This window comes from Devosia sp. WQ 349K1 (assembly GCF_016595685.1).
Classification (GTDB): domain Bacteria; phylum Pseudomonadota; class Alphaproteobacteria; order Rhizobiales; family Devosiaceae; genus Devosia.
In genome coordinates this window covers 1-19,212 of record NZ_JAENGO010000009.1, presented here as the reverse complement: position 1 = coordinate 19,212, position 19,212 = coordinate 1, and the positions used below count along the sequence as shown (strand labels likewise).

General features: G+C 58.6%; 13 protein-coding genes. All 13 read right to left on the bottom strand.

Annotated features, from left to right (window positions below):
• Positions 1–13 precede the first annotated feature (13 nt).
• Positions 14–943, bottom strand: a complete 930-nt coding sequence (locus JHL21_RS16460; RefSeq protein WP_169196307.1) for a transcriptional regulator — start codon at positions 941–943, stop codon at positions 14–16.
• 307 nt (positions 944–1,250) lie between these two features.
• Positions 1,251–2,027, bottom strand: coding sequence for an ABC transporter substrate-binding protein (locus tag JHL21_RS16455; protein WP_200214729.1), 777 nt, complete (start codon positions 2,025–2,027; stop codon positions 1,251–1,253).
• A gap of 3 nt (positions 2,028–2,030) precedes the next feature.
• Positions 2,031–2,897 carry an ABC transporter permease gene (locus JHL21_RS16450; protein ID WP_254082101.1) on the bottom strand — a complete coding sequence of 289 codons (867 nt, stop codon included), beginning with the start codon at positions 2,895–2,897 and terminating at the stop codon, positions 2,031–2,033.
• On the bottom strand, positions 2,894–3,889 hold the full coding sequence (locus JHL21_RS16445; protein WP_199530686.1) for an ABC transporter ATP-binding protein: 996 nt from the start codon (positions 3,887–3,889) through the stop codon (positions 2,894–2,896). The genes JHL21_RS16450 and JHL21_RS16445 overlap by 4 nt, the downstream gene beginning before the upstream one ends.
• Positions 3,886–4,815 (bottom strand): DUF58 domain-containing protein, encoded by a 930-nt coding sequence (locus JHL21_RS16440; RefSeq protein WP_200214727.1) that lies wholly within the window; start codon positions 4,813–4,815, stop codon positions 3,886–3,888. Before JHL21_RS16440 ends, JHL21_RS16445 begins: the two co-directional genes overlap by 4 nt.
• A complete protein-coding gene (locus JHL21_RS16435) occupies positions 4,812–5,813 on the bottom strand; it encodes an AAA family ATPase (protein ID WP_367948217.1) in 1,002 nt (333 codons plus the stop codon). Before JHL21_RS16435 ends, JHL21_RS16440 begins: the two co-directional genes overlap by 4 nt.
• Complete coding sequence (locus JHL21_RS16430) at positions 5,810–9,967, bottom strand: VWA domain-containing protein (protein ID WP_200214725.1); 4,158 nt, start codon at positions 9,965–9,967, stop codon at positions 5,810–5,812. Before JHL21_RS16430 ends, JHL21_RS16435 begins: the two co-directional genes overlap by 4 nt.
• Before the next feature lie 34 nt (positions 9,968–10,001).
• Positions 10,002–11,372, bottom strand: a complete 1,371-nt coding sequence (locus JHL21_RS16425) for a hypothetical protein (protein ID WP_200214723.1) — start codon at positions 11,370–11,372, stop codon at positions 10,002–10,004.
• Entirely contained in the window at positions 11,369–11,941 is a 573-nt protein-coding gene (locus JHL21_RS16420; protein WP_200214721.1) for a hypothetical protein, read from the bottom strand. Before JHL21_RS16420 ends, JHL21_RS16425 begins: the two co-directional genes overlap by 4 nt.
• Entirely contained in the window at positions 11,938–12,828 is an 891-nt protein-coding gene (locus tag JHL21_RS16415; RefSeq protein WP_200214719.1) for an ABC transporter substrate-binding protein, read from the bottom strand. Before JHL21_RS16415 ends, JHL21_RS16420 begins: the two co-directional genes overlap by 4 nt.
• Positions 12,829–12,886: 58 nt before the next feature.
• Positions 12,887–14,650 carry a PQQ-binding-like beta-propeller repeat protein gene (locus JHL21_RS16410; RefSeq protein WP_254082100.1) on the bottom strand — a complete coding sequence of 588 codons (1,764 nt, stop codon included), beginning with the start codon at positions 14,648–14,650 and terminating at the stop codon, positions 12,887–12,889.
• 99 nt (positions 14,651–14,749) lie between these two features.
• On the bottom strand, positions 14,750–15,268 hold the full coding sequence (locus JHL21_RS16405; protein ID WP_169196316.1) for a c-type cytochrome: 519 nt from the start codon (positions 15,266–15,268) through the stop codon (positions 14,750–14,752).
• A gap of 576 nt (positions 15,269–15,844) precedes the next feature.
• Positions 15,845–19,212: DUF5801 repeats-in-toxin domain-containing protein (locus JHL21_RS16400; RefSeq protein ID WP_200214716.1), on the bottom strand; the 3,368-nt coding region annotated here is incomplete at its 5' end.

Here is a 19,212-nt window from a genome sequence, read left to right as displayed (position 1 = left end):
GGTCGGTGGTGCGTTACGAGGCGACGTGCAATCTGAGCACAATGTCCTGATCGTAATTGCCAAAACCCTTGCCAAAAATATTGATGCCGCCGGGATGCTTGGCGTCGTCTTTGACCGCGATGCGTAAGCGGATCGAGTGGTGCGTGTCCAAATCAAGGTCGGCCATCGACACCGGCGAGATTTTCATCCCGTCAACGTAAGTGCCGGCAGCTGTCACGCGCCAGCTTTTCAGCTTTCCGTATTGGCTGCCTTTAAGCTTCCACCAGTCGGGCGTGTAGACGCCTCGTTTGTCGCCATAGTCGCCAGTCGACATCCAAGTGCCGATTTCGATGCCATTGATCGAAAGGGTAATGTCGCTTGGCCAATCGGCGGATGTGCCTGGCACCTCGGAGCTAAGCTCGATTGCGAACTCTAGGGTTTCTACGGTTGTTTTGGAGAGGCGGGCATTATTGGGAAATTGGTATTCTAGATAGCCGCGCGTGAACCATATCAGTCCGGCCTTCATGCGGTCGGGGTCGAGGAATGTGTCAGGCACGTCCAAGAGCCCAATGATGCTTTCCGTAGAACACAATCCGCATGGCGCCGTGACCTCACAACTGGTGTAAAGCCCCAAGGGCATGGACACTTCTATGACGCTGTCACGCTTGTCACTTTTGTCCTCGTTGAACATGACAAGGATCTCGTCAAAAGTGGAGTGGCAGATCTTTTGATTGCCCTTCCGTGCCTTTTGCGTTTCGAGCCGTAAGAGGCCTGCGGCCTCTAAGATCTGCACATTTGTGGAGACGGTCGATTGCGGCAGGCCCAAGTGGTCGGCAATGTCGTTGCCATTGAGCGGGCCTTCGGTCCGCAGAAGTTTCAAGATTTTGACGCGAATAGGGGAGGCTAGGCCTCTGATGATGTCTTGGCCTTCTTCCGGGTCAACCACTAGAAAATTGCGGCTCATCAGATCCTCGTGGCCCAGATCGGCGAATGTATATCAGATAGACTGATACGTATTGGCTGGCAACTCTGGCGCGGGCTTGCCGCTAAAACAAAAGAGACGCGCGCCGCTCCAGACGCACGTCCCTTTTGCGCGGCCACACCTCGGTGAGGATGGCCAGCTATTACCTACCCTTTGTGTCCCTCAGAAAACTGATCACGCAGGTTTTCGGCCATGGCTCTGTCGATCGTGACTCGGTCGTGAGCTAGGCCAATCCGTCAAATGGCGACTAACCCCTTTGACGGTGTAGGTAACGTATTCCGTTCGTCCGTCATCGGACTGTCAGACCGTAGTTCTCCGCCAGTTTTGCAACCGTGCCATCTGCCTTGAGGTCAGCAAGTGTTGCGTCCATTTGACGGCGTAGGGTTGTGTCACCCTTCCAGAAACCGAAGCTGAGCCCTGTGGCCGCGGGACCGTTTGGGACGGGGCTGAGGCTGAACTCGCTCGTGTCAAAATGGGCGGCCGCGATCGTGCTTTCGGTGATTGCAGAGCTGATTTCGCCTTGGGTGAAAGCTTCGACCAAGTCATCGACGTTTTGCATTGGCAGTGCGTCGACACCGGCCCGAATAAGGCTTTGAGCCAGCGCGACGCGATCCAGCGAGAAGGTGCCCGGTGCGAAAGCAACGCTCTCGGGTGGCCACGCTGCCTCGCCTTTGTGAACCCATGTCCATTCGCTCAACAGGTAAGGGGCGGTTAGCTCCAAAAGGCTTCTGCTCCAAACATTGTCGCGGATGCCGCCAACAATAACGCGGCAGTTGGCGCGCGAGATCCGCCAGTTGGTCGGATTGTATTCCCGGTTCATCGCCGCGTTCTGTGTCACCGTGATGGTGAGACCCATCCGACTGGCCGCCTCACGGAGCAGTTCGATCTCAAAGCCCGGCTTCTCGCGGTCGCGCGTGACAAGGGGACCCATCTCACGCGGGGCGCAAACGGTGAGGCGTTCGGCCTGATGAATTTCAGACCAGGACTCGTCGGACGGCAGAAAGCTAACGCCGAACAGAATGGCGAAAGACACTGCAAGCGGTACGAGGGGGCGAAGAGAGATCATCGCCTAGACCTTGCGGAATTCGTACATGGCGACGAGAAAGAGAACGATAGCCATGCCACCCGCGACCTGCCAGCCCAGCATAAGGGGGAAGGAGTGAAAGCCGATGAGGATGCCGCGTAAGCTATCGACGGCATACGTAATCGGATTGGCTTCAACCAGCGCGACGAGCCAGCGCGGATAGACGACGAGCGTTTGAGCGCGAGTAAGAGCCGGATCGAGCGGAAACACCGAGGACGAGGTGAAGTAGAGCGGGAGCACGAGCGCGTTTGAAAACACGCCAAAGCCCTCAAACCCTTTCACATGGTTGGCAATGACGATGCCAAGCGATGTCATGCCAAAGGAGATGACGAACATCAGTCCCAAGGCGGCAATGAAGTCCTCCAAGCTGATGTGGATATTGGCAAAGCGCGCTACGGCCAAAACCAGCATGCCGTGAACCACAGCTGTGGTGGCTCCGCCTAAGACTTTGCCCAAAAGGATGAAATTGCGCGGCAGCGGGGAGACGAGAACTTCACGCAGGAAGCCAAACTCACGATCCCAGATTAACGACACCGCCGATTGGATGGAGGTGTAGAGGATGTTGAGGACGATCACGCCGGGAAAGATGTACTGCAAATAGGTGAAGGGGACGATGAACTTAACGTCGCCCATGACTTCGCCCCGGAAGAACGGGTTGAGGCCAACGCCGAGAATGAGCACCCAGAGGAGCGGCCGAGAGACGCCACCGATCAGCTGTCCGCGATCGGTGAGTGAACGCTTCACCTCACGCCACCAAATGACCTGCACACCGCAAGCGATGTCCCACATATTGCGCAAGGCCGAAGGATTGTACTGACGGCGCGCGCGCGGAGTTGGGCTTTTCTGGCTCATTTGCGAGCTCCTTTGCCAGCGGGCTTGCCGCGTCCAGAGTTCGGTGCTTCTTCGCGCAAAGCGCGGCCGGTGAGGCTGAGGAAGACACTTTCGAGGCTTGGCGGTTCAAGGGTAGCCAGCGCAACTTTGCCACGCAGGGCGGCAAGCGCGGCCTCAGCTTCAGGTAGAGAGGCGAAGCGTACGAGCATCTGGCCGTCGGGCATTGTCATGGCGTCGGGGTGAGCAGAAACAATAGCTTGGCGGCCAGCGCTGCCTTCCGGCTGCAACCTCAAGAGCGTCGTGCCATGCTTGGCTTTTAGATCTGCCGGCGTGCCTTCAACGAGGATTTTGCCACGGTCGATGACACAGACGTCGTCGGCTTCTGCCACTTCGTCGATGTAGTGCGTGGTGACGACAACCGTCAGTCCGGTCTGCTCGCGCAGGTCCGTCAGGTGCTGCCAGATATTGGCGCGGGACTGAGGGTCGAGACCAACAGTGGGTTCGTCCATAAAGAGAATTTCTGGGTCGTGCAGCAGGCCGCGAGCGATCTCTAGGCGGCGCTTCATGCCCGCTGATAGGGCGCGAACGGGCGCTTTGCGCCATTCTTCTAAGCGGACGAGTTCGAGCATTTCATCAATGCGGCGATTGCGTTCGGAACGCCCCATGGCGTGAACGCGCGCGTGAAAGTCGAGGTTGTCGAAAACCGACAGTCGTGTGTCCAGCGTAGAGTTCTGAAATATAACGCCAATCCGGCGACGTACGTCGCGCGGCTGGCGCGCAACGTCGATCCCCGCGACGACAGCACGCCCGGCGACTGGCTTGCGAATGGTTGAGACAATATCGATAAGGGTCGACTTGCCTGCGCCATTGGGGCCGATCAGGGCAAAGAGGCTACCGTTAGGAACGGTGAGGCTGACATTGTCCAAAGCCAGGGTGCGGCCATAGCGCTGGGAGATGCCGTCCACAACAATGGCGGCGTTGTCACTGACGGGCGCTGACGGATATTGGGTCATGCGATGACTCCTGCTTGAGGCAAGGTCTCAAAACACAGTGTGCTGAGCCTGTCCTCGGCATGCAGAGTGAGGAAAATATTGCGTGGGTTTACCGCGGTGCGGAGCGATAGCTGCAATGTATCAAGGGCTTGCCTGTATTGGCTAAGCATTGTTTCGTCGATGGTGATGTCGCGCTCTTGCCCGGTTTCTGCGTCGACAAAGCGGTGAACGCCTTCGCCATAGGCCCCGGGATCACGCTCCACAGCGCTGAGAATTTGCAGGGCGGCTACACTCGCTGGCGTGGCCGCCAAACTGCCCAAGCTCTGCGCCGCACCGGGCTCCCAGAAATCTGAAAGCACGATGCAGACCGAGCCTGCATCGGCCGTTGCACGAAGAGATTCAACGCTTTGGGCAAGGCTAGACAGTGCGGGCCGAGGTACACCGACTTCACGGTCGGGGACTGGCCTTAGGTCTGTTTGCGTGAATGCGAAGAGCTCTGGTGCTCTGCTACGGCCTTGCCAAACGGGGGAGCGACGGATGGCATTGTCGCCCTCTAGGACGAGTATTTGAACGCGATCTTGACCGACCAGCGCGACAAACCCGAGGGCGGATGCCAGTGCTGAGGCAAGGCGAGCCTTCGCAGGAACGCTGACCATAGAAGGAGTTAGGTCGAGAACAATGGTAACGAGAAGCTGACGACGTTGCACATAGCTACGGGTCAGTGGCGCCCCAAGGGCGAGGCTGCGCGGATCAACATGGCGCAGATCATCACCAGCGCGATAGGCGCGGTATTCGGCAAACTCCATGCCCGCGCCACTCGTCTTTGACTGGCGCTCGCCAACACCGCGCGTGGCTCGCGAAGAGCCCGCTACAATATGCATTGCTGAAAGCTGATCCATCAATGCAGGCGTGAGTGCCGCCTGCGCTTGATTTGCCTCTAAGCTCATGAAATTGAACCGAGATGTTTGTCAAAGAGGCGGTTGAGCAGCTTGGTCACGGCCAGCGGATCCGCCTTGGCTTCGAAGCGAGCGTGGAGGCGATGGAGCAGGGTCGGGCCCATGACAGCACGAAGGTCCTCTACGGCAACATGGTTGCGACCGGCGAGGAAAGCGTGGGCCTTGGCCCCGAGGAGCATGGACTGGGCGCCACGTGGGCTGATGCCATAGCGCAGAATGCGATTGGCTTCGGCGTCGCTATCGGGGCTGCCCGGCTGGGTTGCTGTCGCGAGTTTGGCGACGGCCAGCGGGATGGTGGAGTGAACTGGCATGTCGCGGACCAGCGCGCGCAGGACAAGAATTTGCTCAGGCGTTAGAACAGCTTGTAGCTTTGGCTTCTCGGTGCCGGTGGTGGCAATGAGGATTTCAGCAAGGCTTTCCGGGCTCGGGTATTTGACTTCGATGCGCAGCATGAAGCGGTCAACCTGCGCCTCGGGGAGGGTGTAAGTCCCTTCCATTTCAATCGGATTTTGGGTCGCCAAAACCGTGAATGGCTGCGGCAGCTGTTCGGTGCGGCCATTGTGAGAAATGGCCCCGTCCTGCATCGCTTCGAGCAAGGCGGACTGGGTGCGTGGGGTGGCGCGGTTGATTTCGTCGGCCAACAGGAGCTGGGTGAAAATCGGGCCCTTCTGGTAGTCGACGCGGGGGCGGCCGGTCTCGTCTTCCACCAGCGTCATGCCACCGGTGATGTCGGCGGGCATGAGGTCAGGTGTGAACTGAATGCGCGCGAAATCGAGCCCGGTTGCAGCGTGAAGGCTTTGAACGAGAAGAGTTTTCCCGGTTCCCGGAGGACCTTCAAGGAGAACGTGGCCGCCTGAGATAATGCCGATCAGGGTCAGCAAAATGGTCTCGTCCTGACCGCGCACGGCCTTGGCAATCTCACTGCGTGCAGCGCTGAGGGCAGTGCGGAGCGTTTCAATATCTGAAGCAATTGGGGCGTGAGCGGTCACGATGCCAGTCCTTGATTGGTGGGGGCTTGCATACCGGCCTTGGCGCGGGGGCGCGGGGGACGCATGTAGAAGAATAGGGTGATGAGGAAAGCGAGGAGCGCCAGCGCAGTCCAAGGCGTGGTGAGGCCGGGGACGAGGCGCAGGGCCATGCCTTCGGGGGCTTTTTCGATGCCGCCAACAAAGCGTGGCGCGACGTCTGAAATCGGTTCTGCCCAATAGGATCGATTGATGAAGGTGGCAGATTCCGCAATTAAATCAGAGGTATCGCGTGCCGCCGCGCCAAGACGCTTCGGCGGGGTGATGGCGACGCGGGCGTGAACGCGGCCGGTTTGCTCGGTGAGAACATTGGCCGTGTAGGTGCCGGGAGAACTTTCTTGCAAAGCGATGTGTTGGACCGCTCCATCGGCGAAGGTCACTTCGGCGATGGGGGCGAGACCAAATCGTGGCGCGCCTTCATCGTCCAAAACGTCGAGCGTAAGCGCTATGGTTTCGCCTTGGCCTCGAATGGCCAAAAATGGGCCGCTGGCCGGCACTATTGGGCGTATCTGGCGCAAAACATGGGCCCAGAAGGGGCCTATGGTGGCGTCATTTCGCCAGTTCCGTGTCCATTCGCCGGTGGCATCACTTGCAAAAGCGAGAACGGAACCATTGCCATAACGCCAGCTCGCCATAAGGGGCGCTTCTTCGCCCTCAGCATTGGTCGAGGTCATGCTGACGAGTGCCTCCGGCTTTTCGGTGGTGAGCACCAAGCCAGAAATACTCGGCGGGGTCGCGGACAAGCCGCGCATCAGATCGGCGCTGAGCTGTTTAACGCGCGGCCGTTCTACGCCCTCACGTACGGGCGAGGACAGCAGCATAGCCTCTTGCGAGAGGATGGAGGGTAAACTTGCGAAATCGTCCGAGGCGTGGACCGAACCGCCACCGGCTTGCGCGATTTCGATGACGGCACGGGTATCGGCTTCGGTGCCGACAGCGACGGCCGACACGGTAATGCCTTGGTCTCGCATTTGGCCAGCGATGCCAGCGAAATCGCCGGGCAGGCTGAGACCATCGGACATGACAATCATGTGGCGCGCTTGCGCTTCGGAATTTTGAAGCAGACCCCAGCCAGCTTCGAGACCGGGCACGATGGCAGTGCCGCCGCCGGTATCGACCTCGGCGAGAGCCGCACGAATGGCATCGCTTTCGCTAGCAGCTGTGAGCGGGAGAATGACCCGGGCTTCGGTGTCGAAGACCACAATGCCGACCTGGCTGGCCGGATTGAGCAGCTCAATTGCGCCAGCAGTTGCCTGCCGGGCGAGTTCAAGACGCGTGCCGCTACCAACCGTCTGGTTCATGCTGCCTGAACGGTCGAGCACAAACACCATTGTCACCTCTGGCGCTTCGCGGGGGACGCGGGCCGAAAGAGGGGAGAGGTTCTCAAATGGCGTGGCGTAATAGCCGCCGGGTCCAAAGGCCTTGTTGCCGCCTAGGGCGATGAGGCCAAGGCCGTGTTCGGAGACTGCTGTTTCAACCAGACCAGCTTCGCGGGAGGTAATCGCGCGCGCAGGCATGTTGACCAGAACCACGGCATCATAGTTCAGCCAGCCGCGAAGATAGTCGGGTGCGGACGCTGGGTCGAGTACGGCGACGTCCGCTTCCGTGTGGCCGGGCAGCGCCATTTCGGCAAAGGCCTCGCCGTGCGAGAGAGCAGGCGCTAGGACAAGAATAGGGCGACCGGCACGGGCCGTGGTGATCGCCGACATTTTGCTGGCGAAGCCGCGCTCGGTGGAGACGTTGACCGTAAACAGAGTTTCGCCCAATGCCAGCGGAGGGAGTTCAGTCTCAATCCGGTTCATGCCCGGCAAGAGGGCGATGTTTTCAACGACAAGCTGGGTGCCGTTGGCATGGAAGGAAACTTCCGCGGGGAGTTCCACGGGAGTGCTGACGAGAGCCGTTAGTACAATGCGATCGCCGGGCTTGGCGTCGGCGGGGACGGCGAGCGCTACGAGTTCAGGCTGCTGTGCTTCTGGCACTGAGGCATCAGTGTGGGTGATGGCGGTCCGGCCGGATAAGGCGAAGCTGTTGCTTGCCGACATCTCGGTGCGGATTGGCGCGCTGATGGTGATCGCTGCGTGTTGATGGGGCGGAACGAGCGCTTCAGCGAGGGCGAGAGCAGGGCCCAAATGAGTCAAGCGTGTCGCGGGTTGTGCTGCGGTATCTGATGGCGCTAAGCGCGGAACTGGCCCGGCAGCAATTGTCGCGGTGTCAGGCACTGACGCCGCGCCCTGCGGAGCGATGGTCACCGCAACACTGCGCACGAATGGCAAGGGCAAAGCGAGGCCGATCACTGCAGCGCCCAGCAAAGCCATTGGGATGAGAGCGGTCAGCGCACGTCGGCCGCTTTTGCGATAGCGGAGGGCCGCATCGGCAGCCATGAGGGCCAAGGCGAGCAGGATCAACCACGGCATCAGTGCCAAGGGAGCCGACGCAGAATCTGGCTCAACATTTTCAGCTGAAACTGCTGGTGCGCGGCTCGGAGCGGCGTTGATGGCAATGAACTGGCCAGTTTCGGAGGTGAAGACGCCAGCGGTGCTCGGGGTGAACGCAGCGGCCGCAACCGAGAACGGCTCCGCGCCCGTCACCGACGTGTACGGTCCCGTCTGTACACCACACGGCAAACCGACCTGACAGTTGAGCAGCGGCATGCCGGAGAGGCCAAGCCAATCGGTGATCTGGCCCGAAAGGATCGGCAGAACATCTGAGCCCTTCCAGTCAACTGTGCGCGGGTCAAAGCGGACGAAGAGATCGCGATAGGTTTCGCGCTCGATAGTTGCGAGGAGCGGAAGGGTATTGCCGGCAACCAAGACTTCGGCACCAGCCGGGAGCGAACGCGTGGACACCTGAGCATAGTCGGGAATGTGCCAATCTAGCCCACGGGTGAGGGGGTGCACCGGGTGCCAGTAATCAGCGTCATGCGCTGCGGCAGTGGCATCGCTGGTTTCAGCAATTCCGGCCGCGCCGATCCAGATTGTATGCGCGGCGGGCGCACTTGGAAGTGTGAGATTATCGACCACGACGAGCGCAAACTCGCTCAGGTCCGACGGCAACTCTGCAGTTTTGAAGACCTCAACATTGTCTTGCGCCAGCAATGCGCGAATGAGCGGCTGATCGGCGCTGGTCGGATCGGCAACATAGAGAACACGCTGCGGCACTGAGCTCGTGGTTAGCGTGTAATGGGTCGAGCCAGCCCAAGGTTGTGTATCTTCGGCTGAGACGCTGACGGTGATGAGGCCCAGATCTTTGAGCGTGATGGTTTCGTCGATCGACGCGACACCATCGACAAACTTGAGACGGAAACTGGTCCACGGAAGGGGTTGATGTTCGCCAATGTCAACGAGGCTGGTGAAGCCAATTTCGAGGCGCGCTTCTTCTACTGTGGCGGCCGCGGTTGCGCCGCCCTGTATGCGCCACTTGCCGTCTGCTGTGGGCGTTAGACGCAGATCAAGACGCGGCGCGAGGACTGGAAGCGTGATTGGCGTGTGCGCAAAGCTTGGCAAGGCTTCATCCGAACGAAGCGCCTGGGGCAGGTGCGCACCGATATAGAGGCCTTCCACCGTCTCATTGGGGAGGAGGGTTTGGTGAATGAGATCCAGAACTTGCGCAATGTTGGCGGGACCGTCGCTTGACAAGGTGGCAGCGACGAGGGGCGCTGCCATTTCGGGTTCATAAGGATGGCGTGCCGCCAGCAATTGCGGCGCGGGACCCGAGAGAATGATGGAGACACGCTGAGGCGCTGCGCCGTTGCGCGTACGTAAGCTCGACTCTAGCGCGGCACGGGCCTTGTCGAATGTGCGCACGCCATCGGTCGAGACATTCATCTCGGCGGAGCCATCGAGAACGACCACCAAATGGTCAGCCGGGCGCGCGCCGAGGAAAGGCTGCGCGAGCGCGAGGACGAGTGCGGCCAAGGCTGCCAGTTGCAAGAACAGCAGGGCGGAAGGCTTGGGCAGGCGGCGGCGACGCTTGGACACGCCCGCCATGTCTGGCAGGGAGAGCCAAATTTGCATGCTGGGCACGATGCGACGCACAGGCTGGGTGCTGTGCAGCCATATGATCAGTGCGCCGAGCGCGAGAAGGAGGAGCATCGCGGGAGCGAGAATGCCAGGGGTCACGACGCAATGGTCCCGGATAGTCTAGGGAGAGAGTTCATTCCGACACCTTCTCGAAATAACGCGACAAGGTAGATCGGTGGCTGGCGCTGATGGTTGACCGGGTGACCGGGACAGGCGCATGGGCGCTGACTGTCGCTCCGGCTTCACCTGAACCGGCCCCTGCAAGTCCTTGTTCTGACTCAGAAGGGGGCAGGCTGATACGAATGCGACGGCCTGTTTCCTGTGTCGACTGGGGCAGGGAGAAATCTTCGGCTCCGTTGGCGCCAAGGGCAAAGCTTTCGCCCAAAAGATCGCTGCTGCCACCACCGGCTTGATCGGCTGGGCCCTTGCCAGAGTCCGCCGAAGCACCGACCGCTTCACGAGCCGCGATCTGCAATTGCTTGGGTTCAAGCTTTTGCATCGACATAGCGCCGCTCATCGGCTTGTTGTCGCCTTCGGTGATCTCGCCAAAAGCTTCGGTTTCGTCCAACTGTTCGCCATTGGCTTCCATAATGTCGAGCTGGCGCTGGCGGCGCGCGCTTTCGAGATCATCCAGATTGATCGCGAAAGTATCGTCGCCAGCCTGCTCGGGCGCATTGCGCGGGCCACCAGTGATGGTCGCGCCTGCTGTGCCCTCTTGCGGTTTGCCCGTGATACGATTGTTGTTGAGCCAACTCGGAGGGGTATCCCCGAAAGCGGACTTGGCTTGATCGATCAAGGCATCAAGCTCGGCCTCAAGCTCTTCGCTAGAGGTCTCCTCGCTGGCATTGGCAACCCGCTCTTCGATGGCGCGGGCGAGCGCTTCGAGAATGGGTTCATTGCGGCCAATGGCTTCGCGCTTGAGCTGATCAGCAAGGGACTGCGCGCTGTCGCGAATGTCGTCGGCAGAACGCTCGGACGTCTCGACAGCAGGCTGGAGGGACGGCGTGAGGACGGTGTTTTGAAGGGCTAACGCAAGACCGCCGACGAGCAAATTTGCGGCCAAAAACATCTGAACGGTTTTGGTGAAATAGGGCCAGAGCTTGGCTTGGTCCAGACCAGATGATGCAGCTCTGGCATTATTAATCAATGCCTTGGCGACTGAACTGGACTCATCGCGCGAATAGGCTTCGAGCGCCGTGGCGTACCCCAGGCGCATATCGCTTTTGCGGTCGATGGCGAGAGCAAGCTGCTGCGGGCTGGCGAGGCGACGCCAGTCGGACGACAGGAAAATGCCGAGACCAATGCCCGTAAAAGCTGCCGCGCTGATAAACTGATTGAGCGGCGACAGGCCTTGCTGACCGAGCAGGCGAAGACCCGTATCAACCGCCAAGACGAGCGACATTGCAGAGGTGGCACCAATGCAGGCTGCTGCAAACAAGCGGAGCTTGAGCCTCGACCGGCCTTGGACGAGGGGCTGGAGAATTGGGTCTGCAGATGCGTTCATCGCCACACCCAAAGTTTGATCGCAAAGGCCAGAGCGAGCGTCAGTGCGGAAAGCCAGGTGGTGGGCAGACGCAGGCGGGCGGGCAGAATGGGCTGCACGATGTGCGCAGCGGTCAGAGCAAACAGCGGCAGGAGGTTAAAACCAGCGATGCGATCGGAGAGGCGGGTGAACGAGAAGAGCCACGCTTCGGCAAACTGCAGTAAATCGGGCGGTGTGATGGCAATGAGGGTGCCGCGATTGGCCATGGCCAACCGGCCGAGTGCGAAGGTCGCTGCAATGGCGAATAGCGCAGCGGCGGCAATGCCAAAGAGGCGGCCTTTGATGTCATTGGGCCGAATGTCCATGGGCTTGACCCAGCCAAAGCCGGTCACGACCACACCAACCAAGGCGTAAATGTCGATATGAACGCTCGGATCAGCAGTGAGGCGCCCATCGTAGCTCGGTCCACGATCGCCCAGCCACTTGGCTGCCAGCGCCAAGAACAGGCCATGCAGGGCGAGGACGACGACACCAGCACTGGCGTCGTAGAGTATGCGGGTCGGGTGGAGTTCCCATAGGAGCGAGATCATCGCGCTTCGCTCCAGAGAACTTTGTGACGGAGACCCATTTCCACCAGCGTGCCGTTCTCGTCGAGCGCGTTCAGCGCTTCATCGATGAGGACACCCAGAAAGCGATCTTCAATGCGCACGGCGGCGCTGACGCCGATGGGATCAACTGGGAAGGGCAGGCGGGCCATGGGATAATAGCCCTCGGGGTTGCCGTCGGTGCCGGCCATAAGCGCGCCTTCCCATATCAGGGCGGCGTCGACTTGATCGGAACTGAGCGCCGCGAAGAGATCCTGATTGGAACGGAAGCTGACGCGTTCTGGCGTCGTGCCCTTCGCTTGAGTGTTGAAATAGCTCACGAGAGCAGCGTCGCCTGAAGCTTGACCGTGCACGCCCAAGCGAATGTTGGGACCGAGGTCTTCGAGCGACTTTAGCGCGGGATCACGCGTGATGCCGAGAACATTGGCAGAAATGTAGGGGCGCGACAGACGCAGCCATTCAGGCGAGGCCGCGGACAGGTGTATGCCCAGCACGACGTCGCAATTCTGCGCCATCATGATGAACATCTGATCGTCGGTGAGGCCGAAGTAGTAATCGAAAATCGAGGGGCGAACCGGGAAGCTGCGCGGATTGAGCGTGTAGGTGCGCACTTCGGTGAGGAGCATCTTGCCGATCTGCTCGGCGAGCTCGGCTTCAAAGGCTGCGATGGGACCAAAGGGCCGCAGGCAGAAGGAGATGAGATTGCCCTCGTTGCGCGTACGCTCGGTGTAGAGATCACGAGCGACAATATCGAGTTGGGCAAGGGTCGGAGCGCTGGTTGCGAGGAATGCGCTGCTGATAACGGCGGCCAAGCAGATGCAACGGCTGGCAAATTCGCGAGCAGACCGCAGCGATAGAGAAAAATAGTGCATTAGGCCGAACGTTCTAGAGGGTGATCGGCGCGGGGTGAGCCGCGCCGATCTGGGAGGATTATTCCTGCGGGAGAGCGAAGACGTGGATCGAAGCGCCGAGTGCACTCATGTCAGTTGGCTTTTCGTTCAGACGGGTTTCGAGGGTCGAACCGTAAGCCGGGTTGCCGGTGACGATTGCAACATACTGCTTGCCGTCGACTTCGTAGGAGACTGGAACGCCCATTGCCGAAGCAGCGAGGCGGGTCTTCCAAACCAGATCACCAGTGGTCTGGCTGATAGCCTTCAGGTAGCGGTCAGCGCCACCGGAGAAGAGCAGGTCGCCAGCAGTGGTCAGGAGCGATGCGTAGTTCACCGAATCCTGTTCGTAGCGCCAAACAGTTTCACCGGTTTCCATGTTGATCGCGTCGATACGGCCAGCCTTGTCCATGCCTTCTGGCAGGGAGTAGGTCGAAGTCTGGTTGTACGAGTTGACCGGAATTGGAGCATCCGGACGTGGGGTCATGGTCTGGCACGCGTTGGTCAGCGGTACGAACATAACCTTAGAGGTTGGGTTGTACGCAGTACGCGGCTGGTCACGGCCACCGAGGAAGGTTGGGCAGTGGTAAACAGAGTCGCCACCTTCCTTGTGGACGACATCTTCGTTGACGGTCACGAGACCGGTTTCGTCGATGTTGTCGATCATGTTCTGGAACGCGGTGTCACGAGCGAAGATGAACTCGCCGGTCACTGCGTCGAACTGCCAAACGGTACCAGTCTTACATGGCACGCCAGTCAACACGCGGCGTTCGCCGGTTGCAGCCGAGGTGTTGATCGCCTGGAGGGTTTCCATGTCTGCGCTTGGATTGACGTTGAGGGTATCAACGACCATCTCGAAGGTGCATTCCTGATCCCAGTTGTCGCGTGGCAGGGTCTGGTGACGCCATACGATTTCACCGGTCGATGGCTTAACAGCAAAGCGGGTGTTGGTGCCGTACTGGGTGCCGCCGATGGTGCCGCGCTGAACTTCAGACGCAGGGCCGGTCGAGGTCGAGCCGTAGTAAACGAGGTCGTTGACCGGATCATAGGTCATCTGGCCCCAAGCGCCGGTCATCCAGCGGGATTCGTAAGCCGAACCACCCCAAGTGTCGTCGCCTTCTTCACCTGGCTTCGGGATGAAGTAGTTGCGCCACAGTTCTTCACCGGTCTTTGCATCGTGGCCGGTTACGTAGCAACCAAAGCCCGAGTACTGGCAGGAAGAACCGAGAACGATCACGCCATTAGCGATGATTGGACCGGAGGAGTTGGAGATGCCTTCATCGCCTTGGCCACGGTCGATGTCGAATGCAACCTGACCAGTACGCATGTCGAGAGCGACGAGGTGGTTGTCCCAAGTGGCGTAGTAAACGTTCTCGCCATAGATGGCGATGCCGCGCTTACGGTCACGGGTGATCGAGTTGAGCTCTTCTGGCTCAGCTTCCATACGGTGGCGGTATTCCCAGAGGAGATCGCCGGTCACGGCGTCGAGCGCCTGCATGACTTCGCCTGGGGTCGCGATGAACATTACGCCGTCATACACCAGTGGTGCAGTCTGGGTCTGGCCGGATTCAATGCCGCGTGCCCAAACCTGAGTCAGGGACTTAACGTTGTCAGCATTGATCTGTTCGAGAGGGGAGTAACCAAAGTTGGATACGTCACGACCGTAAGCGAGCCAGTTGCCTGGAGCTACGTTCTGCAGGTCGGCATCAGTAACCGGCTTCAGGTCAGCGAGTTTGTCAGCAAATGCCGGAGCACTCGCCAGAGCGAGCGAAGCGACCGTTGCCATCAGTAGGCGATTGATCTTCATAGGTACCATCCTCTTTTGAAGAATCGTGGTCGACAAATCCCTGCCGCTGGCGCGATTGCGTCAGCGGAGAGATGTCGAAATAGGTGTTTTGAGTGTGGCTTAGTGCCCGTCGTTAAACGGTACCTTGACCTCTTCTTCTTCCTCTTCGCCTTCAGCCTTAGGAGCTGGAGGTGGGAGGTCAGCTGGGGTTTCGATGATTTCGAAATCACCCAGTTCCTTGATCTTGTACGGCAGCTCAGTTTCGCCTGCTGGTGCGCCATGCAACTCAAGCATGAAAGCGAGAACGTCCGAGTATTCCTTGTTCCGCAGCTTGCCTGGAGCTTCAGGCGGCATCGCCATGATCATGAAGTCCATGACGTCGGCAAGCGTACCGCCCGCCTTGTAATCAAGTGCGCTACCGGTCAGCGGAGGAGCAGCTGGGCCGCCACCACCCTTGGAACCATGGCAGTTCGCGCAGCTATCCATATAGATCTGCTTGCCACGGCTGGCTTGGTCGGCGCTGTAGACGCCTTCGAAGATGTTCTTCGGGCCAACGGTGTAAACGGTGTCCGCCAGTGCGGCAGAGGTTGAGAGTGCCGCGATTAGGCCTGCGACTGCGACAATTTTGGTTCTGGTCATGAGGAGGACCTTCTTGATATTCAAAGGGAATTGCCAAAGCGCAAACCGGTAGTCGTGCCCTCTCCAAAGTGCATAGCGGCTAACCGAAAGTTGCGCCGTAGACCGATCTCTACCCGTTAGGCAAAGAAACAACGTTCTCCATGTCCGTAGGATGTGGAGGTGCAGTGGTGCGGCACTTTTCGTGATGTATTACTGGCGCGACAAAATGTTCAGTTCGGCGTCACTCCGATCCGTGCATAAAGACTAGGCGTACGCGTGGCGAGGTGTTTTGTCGCTGTGTACTTGTATGCCATTACGTCGCACTTATAACTTAAGTCAATGATCGACTTTAGCTTTGCCTATAAGCGCCGTGGCCACAATTTGCGCATTCAGATGCCGTGAAAATGCCGCAACCACGCGGGTGTGGTCATTTGATGCAGGGTCAAATAGAGATATTAGGCAAAAAGTTTTCCACAGTAGTCTATTCAATTTGCGACGTTTTTCTGTCGCAGGGTGGAACCAAGCTCAGCCGATAGCGACCGCCACGGCGAAAAAAAACGGCCCACCGAAGTGGGCCGCGTTGATCATGAGTTTTGCTTAGATCGTCTGGTTGTGAAGGTTGACGTCATACTCCTGACCTTCAATCACCACTGTCACGGTTGGACCAGTATCTATGAGCTTGTCCAAATCGGCACTGTTGACCTCAATGATCGTGCCATTGTTATCAGCGCTGCTTGAGGCTTCAGTCTGGCCAGTGGCTCGATCGAGGAGCTCTGTGATATCGAGAGTGTCCTCAGCCATGTATTCGTCGAGGCTCGCGGACGCATCCATATCTGAGCGTGCTTCGGCGGCTTTCTCACCATCGGTCCACGCCTGCGTCGCGGCTAGGCTCGAAGCGAGATCATCTTCAGCCTGGGTGTAATCATCCGCGTCACCATCGCCAAACTCGGTATCGAGTTCCACTTCGACATAGGTGCCTGTGGTGCCGTCGTCACGCGTGAACGTTCCCGCGCCAACAACGGTTTGGCCATCAATTTCTTGGCCCGTGGAGGTTGTCGAAGCATCGATACTGGTGATGCCGTGCTCAACCAACGTTTTCAACTCGCCAGCGTCCGTAAACCCGTCGCCATTATCGTCTTGCCAGATGCGTAGCTTGGAGAAGGCCTCATCTTCAGGCGAAATTATGCCATCGCCATTGCTATCGAGGGAGGCGAGAGCGTCTGCCCCGCTGACGAAACTTCCGCCTTGGAACCAAGGTGTGAACAGCTCTGTACCATCGTCGGCAATGCCGTTTTCATTGCCGTCATAAACCAGAATGCCATCACTGGTGTTGTTCCAGGCCAGCTTGTCTTTGGCCCCGTCACCATTGAGGTCGAAGACGACACCATGGGAGAGGCTGCCAAAGCCAACACCATTGCCATCGAGATCGAGGATAATGGGGTCGTTAGCATCGGAGTAGACGACGAAGTCGGATGCTTTGAGGGCGGATACTTCGGCAGCCGAAATAACGTTTTCGAGCGTCGCAATCAGCGTACGGGTTGAGGGGACGCTCCAGTTTGTTGCGAACCAAATCTCGCCGTGCTCCGAGGTGCTATTGTAGACAATGACATAGCTGTTGTTTGCGCTCGTTACGCTGCCGGTTTTAATCGTGGCCTCAGACTGGGCGGTCGATATGACGATGACCCTTTGATCGTCGGAGTTGTCGATATTGCTCATCGACGATCTGGCGACGAAGTCATTGCTGTTAAGCACTGCCCCGGCAGATGTGCCCGTCGTATTGGCAAAGTTGACACTGCCACTTGCACTTGTGCCTGTATCCAGGAAGCCAATCTTGTCGCTTTGGAAGCGATTGAAGTCTCGCAGGACATCAGTGCCTGAATTGGACGATAGCCGGAACTGATCGGCTCCCGTGCCGCCGGTGACGACATCGTTCCCGGCTCCACCAGCAAGGATGTCATTGCCCGATCCGCCAATGATCACATCATTGCCCGATCCGCCAAGGATTTTGTCGTTGCCACTGGAGCCGGTGATGCGGAGGCTTTCAGTTTGGTTGGTTAGATCCGCGATTGTGCGGTTGCCTGATGCCGGCGCGGCGAGTTCGACGCGTTCAACATTGACAAGTTGTTCATTGCTGGCGGTCCGGAATGTGCCAGACACGCGCAACGTGTCGATGCCTGAACCACCATCGATGAGGGTGTCGTTGCTATCGGCAATGATGATGTCGTTGCCGGCGCCAGCATTGATGGTGTCGCTGCCAGCTTTGCCATCGATGATGTCATTGCCGACGGTACCGGTGAGCGTTTCAGGGCCTGCCGTGCCGTTGATCGTTTGACCGGCAGTGATGATCTGACCGTTGCTATCAACCTTAGAGATGTCGAGCGTGAATGTGGCTTCATCGGTGTCGCCGTCACCATCGGTTATGCGATAGGTAAAGACCTCCTTGGCTCCTGTCGGAACTTCGCTCGCATCCTTGGTGAGGGTGTATTTGTATTCACCCGCACGATTGACGGTCAGCGTGCCGTATAGACCTTGCACCTGATAGACGCCATTCTCGAGCGTTGTATCAGCCGCGCCGGTGCCGATGAGTGCAACTACTGCCAAGCCACCATCCGCGCCCGCAGTGTCTGCATTGCTGAGCAAATTGCCATTCGCAGTAATATTGGTGGTGTCAGATGAGACCAAGCGTACGGCCAGCTGATAGGTATTGCTCTGTCCTTCATAGGTCCGAACAGTGTTGACGATCTGATTATTCTCATCAACAAAACCGGTGACGTCCAAGGTGTACTTCTGGCCGGCAATGGTAATGGTCGTCGTTGACGTCGCAATCGAGATGATGTCGCGACTGGCCTCTGGGTCGTTAGAGTTTGGTGTCTCGTTGTGGGTAAACGTTATCACCACAGGGCCGACGTTTACGGTCTGCCCATTGATGATGACTTGGAAATTCACTGTCAGCTGAGCCTGAGTGATGGCTGTACCAGACGTGACTGGCAAGTTCCTGTGCGTGAACTCGCCCAGGTAGAAAGTCTGGTTCGTGAGCAGATTTTGGAGATCTGCTGCTGGGGCATCGACAAAACCATAGCCCGAGCGACCACTGCTGTCGCCCCAGGTGACGTGGTCACTGAGCCCGTCTCCATCCTGGTCCGTATAAACGAGATTTCGACCGCCGCCAGTGATTTTCCATGCGGCATTAATCGCGCCCACGCCAAGCTTGTCATAGACGATCTCAAGAGTGCCGGTGTCGTCTTTGGCGGTTGGACCATCGTCCTTAAAGGCAAAAGTGTCTTTGCTCAGGTCGAGGCTGTGGGACGCGGTGTCGCCATCGGCGTCGGTGACGGTGGCAACAAGCTTGAGGGCATTGGCCACAGCGTTGAGGGTCTGAGTGTCATCTGGATTGGTCTTGTCGCCGTGCCAGATGGCCTTGATCTGGTCGAGCTTGAGTGTGCCATCGGCATTGAGCGTGATGGTGAAGTAGTTTTGTCCACCAGCTGAGCCGGTGATGACATTGCCCGTCTGATTGAGAACGATCTGGGTCCCCTGAGCGCCATTGGTGCCATGGGCGTAGAGGCCACTGGCGACATTGGAGCCGGTGAGGCTGAGGGCATAGGTGGTGGAGCCAGCGCCGTCAGCGCCATAGGAGATGGCACTGCTAAACAGATTGGTCAGATTGGCCGAAGCGTCGGTTGTGAGGGTGGTTTCATCGACGATGAGTTGGGTTGGTTTCCCGACCTTGTCGCCGTCGATCTTTGGACCGTCATCCTTGAAGGCAAAAGTGCCCTTGCTCAGATCGAGGCTGTGGGACGCGGTGTCGCCATCGGCGTCGGTGACGGTGGCAACAAGCTTGAGGGCATTGGCCACAGCGTTGAGGGTCTGAGTATCATCTGGATTGGTTGTGTCGCCGTGCCAGATGGCCTTGATCTGGTCGAGCTTGAGTGTGCCATCGGCATTGAGCGTGATGGTGAAGTAGT